Here is a 17,548-nt window from a genome sequence, read left to right as displayed (position 1 = left end):
GCCCGCCGAGGCCCGCGCCGGCCGCGCGACACCTCGTGCCGCGTCCGGTCAGGGGCCGCCGGTGCCGCGCTCGCCCTTGTCGGCGCGCTCCCCGGCGGCGTGGTCGCGCTCGCGGACCCAGACCGCGATCTGGGCGCGCGAGTTGAACCCGAGCTTGCTCAGGATGTGCTCGATGTGCCCCTCGGCGGTGCGCTGCGCGATCACCAGCGTCGCGGCTATCTCCTTGTTGCTCATGCCCTGCGCGACGAGCTGGGCGATCTCCGTCTCCCTCGGGGTCAGCGGCGAAATGTCGGCGGGCCGTTCCACCCGCTCCTCCTCCGGGGCCTCCTCCAGGGCGTAGGCGACCCCCTCCTCGTACGCGAGCCTGGTGCCCCGCCGCACCGCGGCGCGGTATCCGGTCTCCCCGAGCCCGCGGCGGGTCCGGTCCTCGCTCTCCTCCTGGTACGGCATCAGGTATCCGTAGCTCGACAGGGTCGTGCCGAGGGACTCCCAGATCGTCCCCAGCACGCCGCATAGCCGTCCGGCCCGCTCGTACTGCTCCTGGCCCGCGGCGATCCAGGAGAGCACCTCGATGTTGAGTCCCGCGCCCAGCATGTCGTCCAGGGAGCGGTTGAACCGCAGGCTCTCCTTGGCCAGCTCGGCGGCGCGGGCGGCGTCGCCCCGCCGCCAGTACTCGACCCCGAGCGCCATCAGCGCGTACGCCCGGTGCCACTGCTCGCCGTACGCGTCGCACAGGGCGACGCACCGCTCCCCCTCGGCGATCGCCGCGTCCGAGTCGCCGACGACCGAGCGGACGAGGGTGAGCCGGTTGCGGGCGAGCGCCTCGGCCACCGGGTCGCCGATCTCGTGGGCGCGGCGCACCCCCTCCTCGTACAGCGCGATCGCCTCGGCCGGCATGTCCCGGCACATCGCGGTCATGCCGGAGAAGAGGGCGACGTACGCGAGGACCTGCGACAGCTCCAGCCGCTCGCCGATGGCCCGCGCCTCCGCCAGCATGTCCTCGGCGGCGGCGATCTCGGTCTGGATGATCGCCAGCCACGACGCGCACCACAGGGCCCTGGCCCGGGTCAGGTTCGGTTCGCTCTCCGCCGCCAGGCCCTTCTCCAGCCAGCCGCGGCCCTCTCCGAGGTAGTAGCCGGTCGTCCAGTGGTAGATGAGGTCGGTCGCCATCTCCAGGCCGGCGCGGGTCTCCCCCTGTCCGAAGCAGTGCTCCAGGGCCGTGCGCAGGTTGGCGTGCTCGTGCTGCAGGCGGGTGAACCAGGCGACCTGGTCGGGGCCGAAGAGCAGCCGGTCCGCCTCCGCCGCCAGGTCCCGGTAGTAGTCCCGATGCCGTCGCCGCAGCGCCTCCTCCTGGCCGATCTCCTCCAGGCGCTCCCTGCCGTACTGGCGGATGGTGTCCAGGATCCGGTACCGCATGGCCGGGCTTTGCTCGTCGGGGATCAGGATGGACTTGTCGACCAGGCCGATCACCAGGTTGAGGACGTCCTCCCTGGCGATCCCGTCGCCGGAGCAGACCTCCTCGGCCGCCTCCAGGTCGAGGCTTCCGGCGAAGACCGACACCCGCGCCCACAGCAGCCGCTCCTGCTCGGTGCAGAGGCTGTAGCTCCAGTCGATCAGCGCGCGCAGCGTGCGGTGGCGCGGGAGCACGGCGCGCGATCCCGCGGTGAGCAGCCGGAACCGGTCGTCCAGCCGGTCGAGCAACTGGTCGAGGGAGAGCGCCCGCAGCCGCACCGCGGCCAGTTCGAGCGCGAGCGGTATGCCGTCCAGCCTGCGGCAGATCCGCTCCACCGTCTCGTGGTTGGCCTCGGTGACGGTGAATCCGGGCACCACGGCGGAGGCCCGCTCGGCGAACAGGCGTACGGCGTCGAGCTGGGTGAGCGTCTCCAGCGGCAGGACGACGCCGTCCATGTCGGGCAGCGACATCGCGGGCACGGCCAGCGTCTGCTCCCCGGCGACGCCCAGGGCCTGCTGGCTGGTGACGAGGACCCGCAGGTCGGAGGTGGCCCGCGCGAGCGTCTCCACGAGCACGGCGCATTCCGGCAGCAGGTGCTCGCAGTTGTCCAGGACCAGCAGCGCCTGCCTGTCCCTGAGGTGGTCGGCGAGCACGTCGAAGCACGGGCGGGACGACTGGTTGCGGATCTCCAGCGCCTCGGCCACGGTCCGGCACAGCATGCCGGGGTCGTCCAGCGCGGCCAGCTCGACCAGCCAGACGCCGTCGGGGAAGGCCCGGCGCACGTCGGCGGCGATCCGGAGCGCGAGCCGGGTCTTGCCGACCCCGCCGGGGCCGGTGAACGTCACGATGCGGGATTGGGACAGCATCCGCTTGGCCTCGGCCACCTCGTGGCGGCGGCCGACGAAGCTCGTCACCTCGGTGGGCAGCCTGTTGTGTGCACGCTTCGATGTCTGGGTTGTCATCGCCGCCATCAAACGCCTCAGTTCGCGGACCGCCGGGCACGGAAACCGGACTCGACAGAATCCAGGTTATGTCTCGGCTGTAACGGGCCGCGCGGGCCGGTGACCCGGCGCGTTCCCACCCACCTGGACCGCCGTGCCGGTCGCGCCGTCCAAATCCTCGGCCCCACGCCGCCGCGCCGATCGCCGCTTCGGACGTCGCCGTACGGGCGGAGCCGCCGATCAGCCCGGCTCGCGGACCACGTCCTCGGCGCGGCGGTCCGGCCGCAGGCCGCGCCAGCTCGGGTGGCGGAGCCGGCCGTCGGCGGTCCACTCGGCGTACCGCACCTCGCCGACGAGGGCGGGGGCGGTCCAGCGGGCGTGGCGGGCGTGCTCGCGCGGCACCTCGTCCGCGAACGGGCTGGTCTCGCGGGCGAGCGGCGCCAGCAGCGCCCCCAGATCGGCGAGCATCGCCTCGGTGAAGCCGGTCCCCACGTGTCCGGCGTAGACCAGCCGTCCCTCCGGGTCGTGGACGCCGAGCAGCAGTGAGCCGATGCCCTTGGCGCGTCTGCCCTCGCCCGGCTTCCACCCGCCGATCACCACCTCCTGGGTACGGAAGTGCTTGATCTTGATCCAGTCCGCGCTGCGCCGCCCCGGCTGGTACGTCGAGGTCAGCCGCTTGGCGACCACGCCCTCCAGGAGCAGCTCGCGGCTGGTCTCGAAGGCGGTCGCGCCGCCTCCGGGGGAGTACGGCGGCACGTCCCAGCGCTCCCCCGCCACCACCGTGCGGTCGAGCAGTGCGCGCCGCTCGACGTACGGCCGGCGGATCGTCGATCCACCCCCGACGTGCAGGATGTCGAAGATCAGGTACGTCACCGGAGTTGCCCGCGCCAGCAGTCTGATCTTGGCGGGGTCGCGCTGGTGCATCCGCGGCTGGAGGGCGGCGAAGCTGGGCAGCCCCCGGGGTCCGAACGCGACGATCTCCCCGTCCAGCACGGACTCGTCCACGACGGCGCCGGCGAGGGGCCCCAGCTCGGGATAGGCGACCGTGACGTCCAGCCCGTTGCGCGAGATCAGCCGCAGCCGCCCGTCCTCGACATAGCCGAGGGCGCGCACGCCGTCCCACTTCATCTCGAAGCCGAACAACGCGTCCTGCGACTCCGGCGGCAGCTCCCCCAGCCGGGCCGTCATCGGCGCGTACGCCGGAAGGTGCCCCATGCGGGGGCTCCTACCCCGGCGGGCGGCCGGTTCGTCACCCCAGCTCGCGGGCGACCGCCTTCGCCCACGCCGTGATCTGCCCGCGGTCGCGGAAGTCCCCGGCCATGGTCCTGGCCATCGCGGACGCGGCGAAGCCGGTGGCGTCGGACGCCAGCCGCCCTCCGAACGTGGCGTGGCCGAGGGCCTCCAGCCGGACGCACCAGCGGGCGACGTTCGGCGTCGGCGGGATGTCCTCCTCCACGGCCGAGTCGTCCAGCGGGCCGCTGCTGAACAGCCACACCGACAGAGCCCGCAGGGTCGCCGCGTGGCGGAGGGCGAACCTCCGGGCGTCCTTGTGCCACCGCCGGGCGTAGAGCGCGCCCCCGAGGATCACCACGTCGTGTCCCCGCACCTCGCGGGCGTCCGCCGCCGCGACGACGTCGGCGTGGTGGCCCTCCTCGCGCAGCGCCTGGCCGATCCATTCCGCGATCTCGGCCGTGGCCCCCCTCGTGGAGCCGTACGCGACCAGTACCCGTGCCATCAAGATCACCTCCGGTGATCAGTCTCCGGACGGGCACGGAGGGCGGTCAGGGCCGAAGGTCGGTGCGGGGCGCGCCGTTGGTCCCCCGGCGGCGCCGGCGGTACCGCTCAGTCGGGCGGGAGGACGGGGTTGAGGTGGAACAGCCCGGTCCGCACCTCGCCGCTCTCCCGTGTCCGGCCCTGCTCGCCCCGCTCCTCGTCGCGGCAGGCGCGGCCCGCCACCGCCTTCAGCACGTCGCTGACCGTGATCAGGCCGAGCAGCCTGCCCGCCGCGGAGACGACGGGTACGGCGTCGCAGCCCACGTCGAGCATGACGCAGGTGATCCGCGACAGCGTGTGATCCGGCCCCACCTTCGGCAGGCGACGCCGGCCGAGGAGGGTGCGCACCTGGCGGCGCGAGTGCTCGTCCGGGCCGCCGCCGCTCCAGGTGGCGGCGACGTCCTCCCTGGTCAGGATGCCGAGGACGTGGCAGGTGTCGTCCACGACGGGCAGGTGGTGGACGTCGGCGCGGCGCATCAACTCCCACGCCATCAGCGGCGACTCCTCCGCGGTGACCGTGACGAGCACACGGGTCATGATCTGCTCCGCGGTCAGGTCCTCCACGCTCATCGCTCCTCCTCTCCCCGGCCCACGACGGCGACGGCGCAGTGAGCCCGGTGCAGGACGCCGTGGCCGACCGATCCCAGCACGGCGGAGCCGAACGCGCCGAGGCCACGGGATCCGACCACGAGAAGGTCGGCCTGGCGCGAGAACTCCGACAGGACCGCGATCGGGTGCCCGCAGACGAAGGACTGCTCCACCCGCACGTCGGGGTACTTGTCGTGCCACGGCGCGACCCGCCGGCGGGCGGTGTCCGCGCTCTGCTCGAAGACCTCGTCCAGCGCCCGCGTGTAGCCGATCGCGAACGGGGTGAACGCGGGCACCTGCCAGGCGTGGACCACCCGCACCGGGACCCCGCGCAGCGCGGCCTCCTCGAACGCGTACCGCATGGCGACCTCGGAGTTCTCGGAGCCGTCGAAGCCGACGACGATCTCCCGCCCCGCCTCCTCGTCCGGCCCGCGCACGTCCTTGCCCGGTCCGCGCACGATCACGACGGGGCAGGCGGCGTGACCTGCCAGGCCCAATCCGACGGAGCCGAGCACGAGCCCGGCGAAGCCGCCCATGCCCCGGCTGCCGACCACCATGGCGGCGGCCTTCCGGGACTCGGCCTTCAGCTTCTCCACGACCGTGCCGGAGGCCAGCTCCGCGGTGACGGAGAGCCCGGGGACCCGTTCCCGCGCCCGCTGCGCGGCCGCGTTGATCACACCCTCGCAGTGTTCGGAGAGCGACTGGTCGTACCCCTCGACGCCGTGGAAGGGGTACCGGTGCGCCCACGGCTCGCGGACGTGCACGATCTTCAGCGGCGCATCCCGGCGGGACGCGTCGTCGGCGGCCCAGTCCACCGCCGCGGTCGACTGCGGGGAACCGTCCACTCCGACGACGATGGGTGCGGTCATGGCGCGTCTCCTTCTCGGGGCCGGTGAAGTTCCATTCCATCATCCGGCTCTCGGCCGCCCAGCGGCCGAACGTCCCATGATTCCGGGACCTCCGCCTCCCGCGTGGCGGAGCGACCGGCCTCGTCCCGGCCGCCTACCCATCCAGGCGAATCGGACGCTAGCGTGCATCACATGATTCGTGTATTCCTCCTGGACGATCACGAGGTCGTGCGGCGCGGTGTGGCGGCCCTGCTCGAGGCCGAGGACGACATCGAGGTCATCGGCGAGGCGGGCACGGCCGAGTCCGCGATCGCCCGCATCCCGGCGCTCAAGCCGGACGTCGCCGTCCTCGACGTACGGCTGCCCGACGGCAACGGCGTCGACGTCTGCCGGGAGGTGCGCTCGCGGATGCCCGAGCTGGCCTGCCTCATGTTGACGTCCTTCGCCGACGACGAGGCGCTGTTCGACGCCGTGATGGCCGGGGCCGCCGGATACGTGCTCAAGCAGATCCACGGCTCCGACCTGGTCGGCGCGGTACGGACGGTGGCCTCCGGGCAGTCGCTGCTCGACCCGCAGACGACGGCGACCATGCTGCAGCGCCTGCGCGAGCAGGCCGACAAGCGCGATCCGCTCGCCGCCCTGTCGGAGCAGGAGCGGCACATCCTGGAGCTGATCGGCGAGGGGCTGACCAACCGGCAGATCGGCGAGCGGCTCTACCTGGCCGAGAAGACCGTCAAGAACTACGTGTCCAACCTGCTGAGCAAGCTCAACATGCAGCGGCGCACGCAGGCGGCGGCCCTGGCCGCGCGGCTCAAGGTCAACCGCGGGGAGTGACCGGGGCCCTGGCCTCAAGGTCGACCGCGGCGAGTGACCGGTGCTTGAGGACGCCCGGCGTCGCCGCGCCTCGGCGGAACACCGGGCCCCGTGGCCTCGGGCTCTGGCATCAGTGCAGCGGCGGCACCACGAGGTCGTTCTTGGCGAAGGTGATCTCGGTCGTCACGCCGATCACGCCCTCGACCGCACGTACCGCCTCGACGAGGTGGCAGATCTGCGAGCGCCTGCGCACCCGGCCCCGGATGGTGACCATGCCGCACTCGATGAGGACGTCCAGGCACTCCGGGTCGGCCTCGCGCCCGAGCACCTCGGCGATGTCGGCGCGGATGTCCTCCACCGGCCGGTTGAAGACCCGGAGCAGGTCGGACTGGTGGACGGTCCCGGCGATGCGCCCGCTGACCGGGTCGACCACGGGAAGCTGCTTGATCCGCTTCTCGTGCATCAGCCGCGCGGCGACCCGTACGGGGGTTCCCGGGGTCACGGTCACCGGCGGCGTGGTCATGATCTCGGCGGCGGTGACGCCGATCGCCTTGCGTTGCTCGCGCCGCCGCCTGCCCGGGTCCAGGAGCGCGCCGGGACCTCCGGGCGCGCCGGTCTCGTGGAGCAGCAGGTCGTCCTCCGAGACGACGCCGACGGGCCGGCGCTCGGCGTCGATCACCGCCACCGCGCCCACCCTGAACCTCTCCATCGCGGCGGCGATGTCCGCGAAGCCCGCGTCCTCCTGGACCGCGATGGCCACACGTCCCATGACGTCTTTGACGGTGACGGACATGGCGTCCTCCCTCGCTGCCGCTCCCTCGCTCCCGACCAGGGTCTGCCCGGGGCGGAGCCCCCGGGCAGCGGCGTACGTCCTCCGCACGCAGGGCTTAGGTCCCAGAATGCCCCGCTTAGAGCGGTATAAGCGGTCTTGGCAGGGGTATCGCGACGACGGCGGCGGGCACGGCGTACCGTCGCTTCTGAAGGTGTCATGACCCCCGATGAAGAGAGGGGAGCCGATGTCCCGCCGAACGGTCTCGCCCGGTGACCTTGGCCGCCGCATCGCCCATCACCGCAAGCGCCTGGGACTCAGCCGTGAGGATCTGGCCGAGCGCGCGGGCATGGCGCCCGGTTTCGTGGAGTACGTCGAGGAGTCCGCCGCCTCGATCACGGAGGAGGCGCTGCTGCGGCTCGCCGCGGCGCTGGAGACCACCACCGACGATCTGCTCGGCGCCGGCATGGACCGGCCTCCCGGCCAGGGACCGGCCGCGGCGCACCCGGTGCTGCACGCGCTCGACCCCGAGGAGTGCATGCGCCTGATCGAGCCGGGCGGCGTGGGCAGGGTCGCCTTCAGCGGGCACTCCGGGCCGACGGTCCTCCCCGTGAATTTCAAGGTCCACAAGGGCGCGATCGTCTTCCGCACCCAGTACGGCGGGCCGATGGAGGAGGCGGTGCGCACCGGTTTGGAGGGCGTCGAGCTGACGATCGGCTTCGAGGTCGACCACATCGACGAGGTCAACCGCGAGGGGTGGAGCGTCCTCGTCCAGGGGCCCGCGCACCACGTCTCGGCGGACGAGTTGGAGGAGGCGGCCGGCACCGGGGTGGAGCCCTGGGCCGGAGGCGTGCGCGAGGCGTACATCAGGATCGTGCCGCACACCATCAGCGGCCGCCGGATCCGCGGCTTTTGACAGTAAATTCTCCACAAAAGTCACAAATAGCGACATGCCAGGACAAAAGTCCCTTCCGTTCGCCATGGACCAAGGGGACGCTGAAATCGGGAGGTGTGTTCGCTATGGAGCGCAAGGAATGGAACGTCGAGATCTTCATCGACGAGGACGAGACCGACCAGGTGACCACGGCCAGGGCCGTGCTGCACGCGGGTGACGGCACCCGGCACGAGAGCGTGGCACACGCCCGGCGTAACCCGCATGACCGGCCGGTGCCGGAGATCGGGGACGAGCTGGCGGCAGGGCGCGCCCTGTCCGACCTGGCGGCCAAACTGATCGAGGACGGCGCCGAGGACGTGGCCCAGTTCGCCGCGGCGTCCCGGTCCCGCTGAGCCTTCTCGGGTCGCCCGCGGAATCTGGAACGGGGGCGGGTCCGGTGAACAACCGGCCCCGCCTCCGTTCGCGTCTCACGGCTCCCGGGCGCGGTGAATCACTCCCCTGGGCGGAGGCCCGTACATGCCTGGATCGCGCCGTGCGAGGTCACGGCTCCCGGGGCGGCGGGGTCACGGCCACCGGGCAGTCGGCGTGCTGGAGGAGAGCGTTGCTGACGGAGCCGAGCACCAGCCCGGCCAGGTCGCCGCGCCCCCGGGACCCGACGACGAGGAGCCCCGCCCCGGTCGACGCCTCCTTCAGCACCTCGACCGGGTGCCCGTTGACGACGTGCTCGGTGACCTTCACCTCGGGATGGCGGCGCGCCGGGCCCGCCAGCGCCTCGGACAGCATGGCGCGCAGGCCGTCCTCCTCCTGCGCGGACGCGGCGGCCTCGAAGCCGCCGCCGGCGACCAGCCCCCGCCATGCGTGGACGGCGTGCAGTTCCACGTCCTGAAGGGCGGCCTCGGCGAACGCGAACTCGACGGCGTCGGCGTTCGACGGCGACCCGTCCACGCCCACCACGATCCTGCGGCGGCCCTCCGCCGGGAGCGTGCGGACCACGACGACAGGGGACGGCGCCCTCCCGGCCACACCAAGCGCCACGGAGCCCAGCAGAAGCCCGCGGAAGCCGCCGAGCCCGTGGTTGCCGACCACGAGCAGCTCCGCCTCCTTCGCGGCCTTGATCAACGCGGTCCGGGCGTCCCCGGGCAAGAGGGCGGACTCGACGGCGACGTCGCCTTCCTGCTCGCCGATCCGGTCCAACGCCTCGGCGACGACGGAGTCGGCCCCTTCGCGCATCCACCTCGCCACGTCCGTGTACGGACCATGGGGAGGCATCTCGGAGGCCCACTTCGGCATCGCGTGGACCACGCGCAAAGGGGCGCCGCGCAGCGCCGCCTCACGAGCCGCCCAGGCGGCGGCCTCCAGCCCCGCCGCGGAACCGTCGACACCAACGATGATCATCTTTTCTCTCCTTCATCGCGAACCCTCACAGGTCCCTGTGTACCCGGCCACGTCCGGAGGTGCGGTTTTCCGCCTTTCGCGGTCGCCGTACGCGGGAATGGATAGAGGGACATTCGCCGCAAAGGGGGTCGTGATGGACATCATCCAGATGATCGAGCAAGCACAGGACAAAGCCACGGTCAAACGCGTGTTCGGCGAACCGATCGTTCAGGACGGCATAACGGTCATCCCGGTCGCCCGGGTCGCGGGAGGCGGAGGGGGCGGCAGCGGCAAGCAGGAGGGCGACAACCCCGCGGAGGGCCTGGGCGCCGGATTCGGCCTCGGCGCGAGCCCGGCCGGAGTGTTCGTGATCAAAGACGGCACCGTGCGCTGGCAACCCGTGGTGGACGTCAACAAGGTGATCATAGGAGGCCAGTTCGTCCTGGTGGTCGCGCTGTTGACCATCCGGACGATCGCGCGCCTCCGGGCGAGGAGACGCTGACCGCGGCTCCCCGGCCGGCCATGAGGGCCTACCCCACTGTCAGGACTCCCCCGACTGCGCCGGAACGGCGTACCGAACACCGCCACGCACCTGGAGGACGAGAGGATTGACCATCATGGACGCCGGGATGGACGCCTGGGTGGTCGCCCGTCCGGGCCCGATCGCCACGCGTCCCCTCGAACGGACGCGGCTCCCGATCCCCACCCCCGGCCCCGGCGAGCTGCTCGTACGTGTCGAGGCGTGCGCGGTCTGCCGTACGGACCTCCATCTGGCGGAGGGCGACCTGCCTCCGCGGCGGCCGAGGACCGTCCCCGGCCACGAGGTCGTCGGCAGGGTGGCCGCGCACGGCCCCGGAGCGGAGGCCCCGCTGCTCGGCGCCAGGGTGGGCGTGGCCTGGCTGCGCTCGACGTGCGGACGCTGCCGCTACTGCCTGCGCGGAGCGGAGAACCTCTGCCCGGCGTCCACCTACACCGGCTGGGACGCCGACGGCGGCTACGCCGAGTACGTCACCGTGCCGGCGGGCTTCGCGTACCCCCTGCCGGACGACGGCGCCGCCGAGACGCTCGCGCCGCTGCTGTGCGCGGGGATCATCGGCTATCGGGCCCTGCTCCGCGCCGACCTGCCGCCCGGGGGCCGTCTCGGGATCTACGGCTTCGGCGCCTCGGCCCACCTGACGGCGCAGGTCGCCATCGCCCAGGGCTCCGCCGTGCACGTGATGACGCGATCGGAGCAGGCGCGGGAGCTGGCCCTGGAGCTGGGCGCGCGGTCGGCGGGCGGGGCATGGGACCCGCCGCCCGAGCCGCTGGACGCGGCCATCCTGTTCGCGCCGGTGGGCGACCTCGTGCCGCCCGCCCTCGCGGCCCTGGACCGCGGCGGGACGCTCGCCGTGGCGGGGATCCACCTGACCGACATCCCGGTGCTCAACTACGAACGCCACCTGTTCCAGGAGCGGACCCTGCGCAGCGTCACGGCGAACACCCGCGCGGACGGGCGGGCGTTCCTCGAACTCGCCGCGCTGCACCCTCCCCGGGTCGCGACCACGCCCTACCCCTTCGAGGCCGCCGACCAGGCCCTGGCCGATCTCGCCGCCGACCGCGTCGAGGGCGCGGCCGTGCTCCTGCCGTAGAGGAGGAGGAACCCGCGTGCCGCCGACCGTACGCTCCGAGGCCTGCCGCGGTGGGAGGCCGGGGCGGGCATGAGCTGCGCTCTACGTCCGAAGTGCCCTCCGTTTCGGGACTTCCGACCTCTGCCCGCCGCCGCCCCGCGCCACTTGGATGGTGGTCGGGCATTCCCACCGTTTTCCCGACCGTGTTTGGAGGCACGTGATGCGCGTCAAAGTGAGGGACGTCATGGCCCCGCATGTGGTGTCCGTCGACGGAGGCACCTCTTTCAAGGACGTCGCGGAAGTGCTCATCGCGCACAGTGTGAGCGCCGTACCGGTGGTGGATGACGAGGGCCACGTGATCGGGGTCATCTCCGAGGCCGATCTGCTGCGCAAGGAGCAGTTCAAGGAGCAGTACTACGGAGAGGGCTACCATCCGCCGCTGCGCGCCCGCCTGCGGCACCGCCTCACCGAGAAGAACCACAGCATCAGGGACACCGCCCACGGCGAGACCGCCGCGGAGCTGATGACGTCCCCGGCGGTGACCGTCCCGCCCGGCGCCTCCGTCGTCGCGGCGATCCGGCTGATGGACCAGCACGGGGTGAAGAGGCTGCCCGTCGTGGACGCGAACGGCGTCCTCATCGGCATCATCAGCCGCCAGGACATGCTCCGGGTGTTCGTACGCAGCGACGCCGACCTCGCCAAGGAGATATACGAGGACGTCGTCGGGCACTCGCTGTGGGCGGAGAACTCGCGGATCGAGGCGGACGTGCGTCAGGGGGTCGTCACGCTGACCGGGTGGACGACCCGGCGCAGCGACGCCGCCATCGTGGTCGCCATGGCCCGCCGGGTCCACGGCGTGATCGACGTCGTCGACAAGCTGGAGTGGGAAGAGGACGACACCTCACGGTGGAGCCGCCGCTGACTGCACTCCCCGGCGCGTCCACCCGCGAGGCCGACGCGCCGTCCCAGCAGGCCAGGGCGCTCGGCGCAGCCACGAGCAGATCACGGCCAGACGGACCGGACGCCCGAGGCGCGTGGACGGCGTCGCTCCCGTGACAGTGAAAGGGCGGGAGCCCACCGGCCCCCGCCCCGATTGTCTCGGAGTCAGGTCGCCTCTCCGGTCTGCGGGCCTTCCTCGCCCGGCGTCCGCTGGATCGGGATCCTCCGCCTCTCGGGCTTCTTCTCCTTCTCCAGGCCGACGCTCACCTCGAGGACACCGTCCTTGTACGTGGCCTGGACGTCGTCCTCCTGAACATCCGGCGGAAGCGTGATGGAGCGGTAGAGCGACCCGTAGTGGAACTCGGAGCGGCGGCGCTCCCTCGTCTCCTCACTCTTCTCCGCGCGTATTTCGAGCACCCCGTTGGTGAGGGTGATGTCGACATTCTGCGATGGGTCAATGCCCGGAAGCTCGGCCCGTACGATGTACCGGTCGCCTTCCACGTAGTCCTCGATTCGGATCAGCTCGGCGGACGAGCGCATCCCCATCAGCGGCGATTCCAGCAGTTCCAGCAGATCCGGGAAGGGCCATCCGGACTCCCTGCGTGCGATGGCACCCATCTCCGACTCCCTTCGCATGCGAGCCTTCCCTTCCATGACATCACCGGGAGTGTGTGCCGTGTCAGGGCCTCAGGTCCCGGACCGCAGGGACCATCGGCCGCGACCGGTTGTCCCCTCACCACCGATCCGCCCCTACTCGGACATCCCGGAGACACCTCGACGCCGCACCGGACGCGTCCGTACGCGCCGCGACACCGCGCCGCGCGGGTACGGACGAAGGTCCCTCCAGAGCCGGGCCGATCAGCACTGTGCCCGGCCTCGGCCGGTTCCCTACGGTCGGGTACGTGTGGAGGTATGGGATGAATACGCCGATATCAGCAAGGCTCGCCCGGTTCCTGGGCCTGGATCACAATCCCCTGCGCCGCACGGCCGATCATGTGGAATCGATGATCCTCATCACGCTGCTCGTCCTCTTCACCGCGATCATTCCTGTGGGGACCTACTTCGCCACCCGCACGGCGTACGTGACCGCGCAGTCGGAGAACGCGGGCAAGCATCGGGTGACGGCGACGCTGTACGAGCAGCCCTCCTCCAGCCAGGCGTCGCGGCTGGGCGGCACGGCCGAGCTCCGGGCCGGCGCCCGCTGGCAGACGCCCGACGGCAGGGTCCACCAAGCGGTGATCCCGGTCAGGGGCACCGCCACCGTCGGCACGACGGTGAACATCTGGGTCGACGCGCACAACGAGCCGTCCCGGGAGCCCGCCGGTGCCGTGGAGATCATCATGGCGACCGCGATCGTCGCCCTCGCGGCGCTCTCCGGGCTCGCCGCGGTGCCGGCGATGCTCGTCGGCCTCCTCCGTCGCACCATGCGGCGCCTCAACCGGAGGCGCTGGGAGGAGGCCTGGACGAGCGTCGAGCCGCGCTGGGCCCGCCGCTACTGATCGCCTACGCCCGCGTCGGCGTCACCGCCCACGCGGCTCAACGGCTCGCCGCGGAACCGTTCACCGTCACGACGCTCTCCGGCGCGGTGATCGCCGGGAACGTCCCGGTGTCGATGATCCCGTGCTCGTTGTACGCGGCCTCCAGCAGCGCGTGGGCCTTGGGCTCCAGCTTCCACAGCGCGCGGTATTCACGGGCGGTCGCCAGCGGGATGCCGATCTCGTGCGCGATGTCGGCGGCGCGGGGCACGAACCGGCGTTCGATCTCCCTGTCCCAGTACTGGCGGGCCGCGCGCATCAGCGCGGCGCGCTGGGCCGTGTCGACCGGGGGCGCCGGCTCGGCCGCCTCACGTCCCTCCTCGTCGTCGTCCTCGTCGTCGAGGAGCGCCGCGGCCGCTCCCGGCGCGCCGGCGGCGAGGAGCGCGGCGTGCATGGGACGTACGGCCTGCTTCTCCTCCTCTTCTTCGGACGCCCACGGGACGGGCGGGCTCAGGTCGATCAGGGCGGACGTGTTGTAGAGCGCCCCGATCTGGGACAGCAGCGCCTCCTGCCGCTCGGCGTCCACGGCCAGCCCCGTGTACTCCACCGCCTGGTCCATCGCGCGGTCGAGCTTCCTGAGCGCGGCGCGCATCTTCCGGTCGGACGCCCCGGCGGCGCGCAGCGCGCGGGCCCGCTTGGCGGCAAGCGCCACGCGGGTGAGCCGGCGGTGCGCGTCCACCTCGCTGGCCGTGCGGTCGCCCGCCTCGGCGAGCCCGATGCGGACCATGACGCGCTCAGGGGTGATCCGCCAGTTGATGCGGGCCCGTCCGGTGATGCGGTGCCGCTCGATCGCCATGCCGCGCTCCCAGAGCCAGGCCGCGACGAGCGGGGCGGCCAGCCGGAACATGGCTTCGGGGAGGCTGCGGGCGTCCATGCTGGACAGCACCGCCGAAAGGGAGGTGAACACCCACACGGCGATGCCGTCGATGCCGGCCGAATAGTTCTCCCGCATGTTCCGGCGGGCCCGTACGGCGCTGGTGATCACGGCGACTTCGATGAAGGCGAAGAGCAGAAGGCGAAGGGGGCCGTCGAAGCCCAGGACGTCACCCGAGAAGCGCCACATGCCCTGGGCGGAAACGCCCGTGGCGATGGTCGCGGCGACGATCGTGAGGATGTCCTCCGGGGGGCGCGGCGCGGCGAAACGCCGATATAGGTCGATGATCGCCCGATAAGCGGCCCGGAGCGCGAAATACCCCAAAATCAGGATGATCAGGGCGAATACACAGATAACAGCGGTACCGACTGGATGATCCGACGTGAAGGCGGCGATTTGATCCATGGGGGGCATCAGTCACTGTCCATCAGTCTCGAAGAACACGAGGTATGTCCCGCGATCATTCCAGAATGTCGCCACCTTGTTGGCGAAACGGAAGTTCACAATGTGACGAAAGAGAATACGCTCCCTCTTCGCCTTGCATCGCGAGGGGAACGATCAAGAGAACTCACATGAACGCTTTCTTCACCGCGTCAGAACGTGCTCGAGAAGGGGTGTGTCATCTCGTAAGGCCGCTGACCAGATCGTTCCGCAGGCTGACCGGTTCACACCTTCAGCCCTCACCCCTCATCGCTCCACCCTTGACGGGTGAACAACGCACTCGTCGTCATCGACGTCCAGGAGTCCTTCCGGCAGCTACCGGACTGGGAGTTCGTGTCGCAGCCGGACATCGTCGGTCAGGTCAACCGTCTGGTCGCCGCGGCCCGCGCACAGGGCGACCTGGTGGTGTGGGTGCTCGGCTCACGGCCAGGGTCCGGCACCGTGTTCGATCCGGCGCGGGGGCACGTCCGCCTGATGGACGGGCTCGAGCCTCACCTGGGCGAGCCGCTCATCACCAAGACCGCGCACAATGCCTTCACCACAACGAACCTCCACCAGATCCTTACCAGTCGCGGCATCCGGCGCTTGACCATGTGCGGCATCCGTACCGAGCAGTGCTGCGAAACCACCACCCGGATCGCCTCCGACCTCGGCTTCGACGTCGTCTTCGCCACCGACGCCACCGCGACCACCCCCATCCCGCACCGCGACGCGCCGCAGGATCTGCCGTTCTCGCGGCTGGTGAGCGACCCGCGGACGCTGGGCGTCGCCGATGTCGTCGCACGCACCGAGTACGCGCTCGCGGGACGGTTCGCCACCATCCGCACTGTCGATGAACTGGCCGGGGCATAGGCTCGGCGGCCATGCCCCGGGTTGTCTTCCTGCTCATTCCGCGAGTGCACCTGCTCGACGTGGCCGGACCGGCCCAGGTCTTCTCCACCGCGGCCGACCTCGGCTACGAGCACACCCTGTCGTACGTGTCCGAAGACACGCACGTCGCCACCGTGCAGGGACTGCCCCTGCACGCCGAGCGCGTGTGGCCCCACCTGGAACCGGACGATCTCGTCATCGTGCCGGGCTGGCGCGGCCCGACACGCATGGCCGGCGCTGACACCTTGCGCCGGCTACGCGAGCATCACGCGGCCGGCGGCACCGTGGCGGGCATCTGCGCGGGCGCCGACGCGCTCGGCCGGGTCGGCTTGCTCGATGGCCGCCGCTGCACCACCCACCACGCCACCCAGGACGAGCTCGCCCGCCTCTATCCGACGGCCGAGGTTGTGCGCGACGTGCTCTACGTCGAGGACGAGCGGGTGGTGACCTCGGCGGGCGTGGCCAGCGGCATCGACGTGGCGCTCCACCTGCTGGGCACCAGGCGCGGCCCGTACGCCGCCAGCCAGGTGGCCCGCGCCATGGTGGTGTACGGCCGCCGTCAGGGAGCCTCGCCCCAGATCAGCGCGATGCTCCGGCACCGCGGTCACAACGACGAGACCGTGCACCACATTCAGGACCTGATCGACGCGCGTTTCACCCAGCGGCTCACGCTCTCGATGCTGGCCGACGCGGTCGGATGCAGCGAACGGACCGTCACCCGGCTCTTCCGGCATGCGACCGGCCTCACGCCTCTGGCCTACCAGACCGCGCTGCGGCTGGAACGGGCCGAACACCTCCTCGGGCAAGGCGCGACGGCTGAGACCGCCGCCCGCGAAGCCGGCTTCGGCGACCCGCGGATGCTGCGTCGCCTACGCGCCCGGATGTAGGCCCGGCGGAGGTTCGGCCGGAGCGGCCGTGATGACGCTCGTGCTCGGCGCGGCGCTGGGAGTGGCCTGGGGTGGGTGCTCGGCGTGACGCCGGGAGTGGACGCGTGGCGGGTGCTCGCCCCGGCCTGGAACCGGTTGTGGCCGGGGATTCCGACGCTGCCGTGAAAGGAGTCGCTCCGATCAGCGAAGAGCTCGGCAGAGTGTGTCCAGGGTGATCCTGACGATCTCGCCCCGACGCTCCTCCCCCGGATGCCCGTACTCTCCGCCGCGACTCCGTCTCTCGTCCGCGAGGCGGCGAGCGCCGGCGCGGATCACTCCCCACGCCAGGTGGGCGCGCAGGCTCGCGTGGTCGTACCCGCCCTCCTCCAACGCCTCGCTGAGCGGCTCCACCAGGGATTCGTGCAGCTCGTCGACCCGCTCGCGGCACTCGCCCGGCAGCCCGATCTCCTGAAGGATCGGGACGAGCGCGTAATCAGGGCTGACGACGAACTCCAGCGCCGCCGTGCCGTACGCGCGGATCCTGTCGTCGAGGGTCGCGCCGTCACTCGTGTCCCGCAGCGCGTCCCGCAGGCGGACCAGCCACCGAGGGAACGCGTCCTCGACGAGCTGGGCGAGAATGTCCGCCGTCGAGGCGAAATAGCGGTAGACGCTGGAACGGGCGAGGCCGACCCGGGATCCGACGGCCGCCGGTGTGAGCGCCTGCACCCCCTGCTCCGCGAGGATCGCACGGGCCGCGTCGAGCAGGGCGGCGTGCTGGTTCGCCCGATGGTCGGCGACGGTCGCCGCGCTGATCTTTGGCATCTCCACCTCCTGGACCGGCCTCCAGTATCCGGTCCTTCGGCGAGCCGCGCGTCCGCGTCCCTCCTCGCCCGCGATGTCCTCCCTTGTCCAGCCATACCGGGATGTCGTCCGTCAGAGGGGACGTCGGCGGGTCCGGATAC

Annotated in this window: 19 protein-coding genes; 9 read left to right on the top strand and 10 right to left on the bottom strand. The window is 71.7% G+C overall.

The annotated features are described in order from the left end of the window. Positions 1–48 precede the first annotated feature (48 nt). From AWQ68_RS45785 to AWQ68_RS23865, 5 genes are all read right to left on the bottom strand, one after another. Positions 49–2,415 carry an ATP-binding protein gene (locus AWQ68_RS45785; RefSeq protein ID WP_281217722.1) on the bottom strand — a complete coding sequence of 789 codons (2,367 nt, stop codon included), beginning with the start codon at positions 2,413–2,415 and terminating at the stop codon, positions 49–51. 219 nt (positions 2,416–2,634) lie between these two features. After that, the gene (ligD, locus tag AWQ68_RS23880; RefSeq protein ID WP_066943820.1) at positions 2,635–3,609 is read right to left on the bottom strand and encodes a non-homologous end-joining DNA ligase; all 975 of its coding nucleotides are present in this window, start codon (positions 3,607–3,609) and stop codon (positions 2,635–2,637) included. Positions 3,610–3,643: 34 nt separating this feature from the next. After that, positions 3,644–4,129, bottom strand: a complete 486-nt coding sequence (locus tag AWQ68_RS23875; protein ID WP_066943958.1) for a flavodoxin domain-containing protein — start codon at positions 4,127–4,129, stop codon at positions 3,644–3,646. 107 nt (positions 4,130–4,236) lie between these two features. Next, entirely contained in the window at positions 4,237–4,737 is a 501-nt protein-coding gene (locus AWQ68_RS23870; protein ID WP_066943818.1) for a CBS domain-containing protein, read from the bottom strand. Next, positions 4,734–5,624, bottom strand: a complete 891-nt coding sequence (locus tag AWQ68_RS23865; protein ID WP_066943816.1) for a universal stress protein — start codon at positions 5,622–5,624, stop codon at positions 4,734–4,736. Before AWQ68_RS23865 ends, AWQ68_RS23870 begins: the two co-directional genes overlap by 4 nt. A gap of 171 nt (positions 5,625–5,795) precedes the next feature. Here AWQ68_RS23865 and AWQ68_RS23860 point away from each other — a divergent pair, with 171 nt between their 5' ends. After that, positions 5,796–6,437 carry a response regulator gene (locus AWQ68_RS23860; RefSeq protein WP_066943814.1) on the top strand — a complete coding sequence of 214 codons (642 nt, stop codon included), beginning with the start codon at positions 5,796–5,798 and terminating at the stop codon, positions 6,435–6,437. Positions 6,438–6,546: 109 nt separating this feature from the next. Here the strand turns inward: AWQ68_RS23860 and AWQ68_RS23855 are convergent, their stop codons facing one another. Continuing rightward, positions 6,547–7,209 (bottom strand): CBS domain-containing protein, encoded by a 663-nt coding sequence (locus tag AWQ68_RS23855; RefSeq protein WP_066943812.1) that lies wholly within the window; start codon positions 7,207–7,209, stop codon positions 6,547–6,549. 223 nt (positions 7,210–7,432) lie between these two features. Between AWQ68_RS23855 and AWQ68_RS23850 the strand changes: the two genes are divergently transcribed. Both AWQ68_RS23850 and AWQ68_RS23845 read left to right on the top strand, forming a co-directional pair. Next, positions 7,433–8,101 (top strand): helix-turn-helix domain-containing protein, encoded by a 669-nt coding sequence (locus AWQ68_RS23850; RefSeq protein ID WP_066943811.1) that lies wholly within the window; start codon positions 7,433–7,435, stop codon positions 8,099–8,101. Positions 8,102–8,205: 104 nt separating this feature from the next. Then, positions 8,206–8,472, top strand: coding sequence for a DUF1876 domain-containing protein (locus tag AWQ68_RS23845; RefSeq protein ID WP_066943809.1), 267 nt, complete (start codon positions 8,206–8,208; stop codon positions 8,470–8,472). Positions 8,473–8,620: 148 nt separating this feature from the next. On the opposite strand, the gene AWQ68_RS23840 is transcribed toward AWQ68_RS23845, so the two are convergent. Beyond that, the gene (locus AWQ68_RS23840) at positions 8,621–9,475 is read right to left on the bottom strand and encodes a universal stress protein (RefSeq protein WP_066943807.1); all 855 of its coding nucleotides are present in this window, start codon (positions 9,473–9,475) and stop codon (positions 8,621–8,623) included. A gap of 133 nt (positions 9,476–9,608) precedes the next feature. Here AWQ68_RS23840 and AWQ68_RS23835 point away from each other — a divergent pair, with 133 nt between their 5' ends. The 3 genes from AWQ68_RS23835 (at position 9,609) to AWQ68_RS23825 (ending at position 11,983) form a co-directional block, all read left to right on the top strand. Then, positions 9,609–9,956 (top strand): spore germination protein GerW family protein, encoded by a 348-nt coding sequence (locus AWQ68_RS23835; RefSeq protein WP_066943805.1) that lies wholly within the window; start codon positions 9,609–9,611, stop codon positions 9,954–9,956. A 115-nt stretch (positions 9,957–10,071) separates the two neighbouring features. Then, positions 10,072–11,082: a zinc-dependent alcohol dehydrogenase family protein gene (locus AWQ68_RS23830; RefSeq protein ID WP_245656067.1), complete on the top strand. Its 1,011-nt coding sequence runs from the start codon at positions 10,072–10,074 to the stop codon at positions 11,080–11,082. A gap of 199 nt (positions 11,083–11,281) precedes the next feature. Continuing rightward, positions 11,282–11,983 (top strand): CBS domain-containing protein, encoded by a 702-nt coding sequence (locus tag AWQ68_RS23825; protein ID WP_066943803.1) that lies wholly within the window; start codon positions 11,282–11,284, stop codon positions 11,981–11,983. A 182-nt stretch (positions 11,984–12,165) separates the two neighbouring features. Here the strand turns inward: AWQ68_RS23825 and AWQ68_RS23820 are convergent, their stop codons facing one another. Beyond that, a complete protein-coding gene (locus tag AWQ68_RS23820) occupies positions 12,166–12,618 on the bottom strand; it encodes an Hsp20/alpha crystallin family protein (RefSeq protein ID WP_066943801.1) in 453 nt (150 codons plus the stop codon). A 299-nt stretch (positions 12,619–12,917) separates the two neighbouring features. Here AWQ68_RS23820 and AWQ68_RS23815 point away from each other — a divergent pair, with 299 nt between their 5' ends. After that, positions 12,918–13,499 (top strand): Rv1733c family protein, encoded by a 582-nt coding sequence (locus AWQ68_RS23815; protein WP_444543174.1) that lies wholly within the window; start codon positions 12,918–12,920, stop codon positions 13,497–13,499. A 37-nt stretch (positions 13,500–13,536) separates the two neighbouring features. On the opposite strand, the gene AWQ68_RS23810 is transcribed toward AWQ68_RS23815, so the two are convergent. After that, entirely contained in the window at positions 13,537–14,733 is a 1,197-nt protein-coding gene (locus AWQ68_RS23810; RefSeq protein ID WP_245656060.1) for a hypothetical protein, read from the bottom strand. A 384-nt stretch (positions 14,734–15,117) separates the two neighbouring features. Between AWQ68_RS23810 and AWQ68_RS23805 the strand changes: the two genes are divergently transcribed. Both AWQ68_RS23805 and AWQ68_RS23800 read left to right on the top strand, forming a co-directional pair. Next, entirely contained in the window at positions 15,118–15,702 is a 585-nt protein-coding gene (locus AWQ68_RS23805) for a cysteine hydrolase family protein (protein ID WP_066943795.1), read from the top strand. 11 nt (positions 15,703–15,713) lie between these two features. Next, a complete protein-coding gene (locus AWQ68_RS23800) occupies positions 15,714–16,607 on the top strand; it encodes a GlxA family transcriptional regulator (RefSeq protein ID WP_066943793.1) in 894 nt (297 codons plus the stop codon). A 180-nt stretch (positions 16,608–16,787) separates the two neighbouring features. Here the strand turns inward: AWQ68_RS23800 and AWQ68_RS23795 are convergent, their stop codons facing one another. After that, positions 16,788–17,408: a TetR/AcrR family transcriptional regulator gene (locus AWQ68_RS23795; protein ID WP_066943791.1), complete on the bottom strand. Its 621-nt coding sequence runs from the start codon at positions 17,406–17,408 to the stop codon at positions 16,788–16,790. Positions 17,409–17,548 lie beyond the last annotated feature (140 nt).

This window comes from Microtetraspora fusca, from assembly GCF_001570365.1.
GTDB lineage: Bacteria > Actinomycetota > Actinomycetes > Streptosporangiales > Streptosporangiaceae > Microtetraspora > Microtetraspora fusca.
Note: the sequence above shows the minus strand (reverse complement) of the source record. Positions and strands in the feature narration are given on the sequence as shown.

Bases quoted from the DNA above. Each gene is read 5' to 3' on its own strand.
- AWQ68_RS23800 (WP_066943793.1), top strand. From the start codon at position 15,714: ATGCCCCGGGTTGTCTTCCTGCTCATTCCGCGAGTGCACCTGCTCGAC.
- AWQ68_RS23835 (WP_066943805.1), top strand. From the start codon at position 9,609: ATGGACATCATCCAGATGATCGAGCAAGCACAGGACAAAGCCACGGTC.
- AWQ68_RS23865 (WP_066943816.1), bottom strand. From the start codon at position 5,624: ATGACCGCACCCATCGTCGTCGGAGTGGACGGTTCCCCGCAGTCGACC.
- AWQ68_RS23870 (WP_066943818.1), bottom strand. From the start codon at position 4,737: ATGAGCGTGGAGGACCTGACCGCGGAGCAGATCATGACCCGTGTGCTC.
- AWQ68_RS23845 (WP_066943809.1), top strand. From the start codon at position 8,206: ATGGAGCGCAAGGAATGGAACGTCGAGATCTTCATCGACGAGGACGAG.
- AWQ68_RS23795 (WP_066943791.1), bottom strand. From the start codon at position 17,408: ATGCCAAAGATCAGCGCGGCGACCGTCGCCGACCATCGGGCGAACCAG.
- AWQ68_RS23825 (WP_066943803.1), top strand. From the start codon at position 11,282: ATGCGCGTCAAAGTGAGGGACGTCATGGCCCCGCATGTGGTGTCCGTC.
- AWQ68_RS23830 (WP_245656067.1), top strand. From the start codon at position 10,072: ATGGACGCCGGGATGGACGCCTGGGTGGTCGCCCGTCCGGGCCCGATC.
- AWQ68_RS23850 (WP_066943811.1), top strand. From the start codon at position 7,433: ATGTCCCGCCGAACGGTCTCGCCCGGTGACCTTGGCCGCCGCATCGCC.
- ligD (WP_066943820.1), bottom strand. From the start codon at position 3,609: ATGGGGCACCTTCCGGCGTACGCGCCGATGACGGCCCGGCTGGGGGAG.
- AWQ68_RS23815 (WP_444543174.1), top strand. From the start codon at position 12,918: ATGAATACGCCGATATCAGCAAGGCTCGCCCGGTTCCTGGGCCTGGAT.
- AWQ68_RS23875 (WP_066943958.1), bottom strand. From the start codon at position 4,129: ATGGCACGGGTACTGGTCGCGTACGGCTCCACGAGGGGGGCCACGGCC.
- AWQ68_RS23840 (WP_066943807.1), bottom strand. From the start codon at position 9,475: ATGATCATCGTTGGTGTCGACGGTTCCGCGGCGGGGCTGGAGGCCGCC.
- AWQ68_RS45785 (WP_281217722.1), bottom strand. From the start codon at position 2,415: ATGACAACCCAGACATCGAAGCGTGCACACAACAGGCTGCCCACCGAG.
- AWQ68_RS23860 (WP_066943814.1), top strand. From the start codon at position 5,796: ATGATTCGTGTATTCCTCCTGGACGATCACGAGGTCGTGCGGCGCGGT.
- AWQ68_RS23820 (WP_066943801.1), bottom strand. From the start codon at position 12,618: ATGGGTGCCATCGCACGCAGGGAGTCCGGATGGCCCTTCCCGGATCTG.
- AWQ68_RS23855 (WP_066943812.1), bottom strand. From the start codon at position 7,209: ATGTCCGTCACCGTCAAAGACGTCATGGGACGTGTGGCCATCGCGGTC.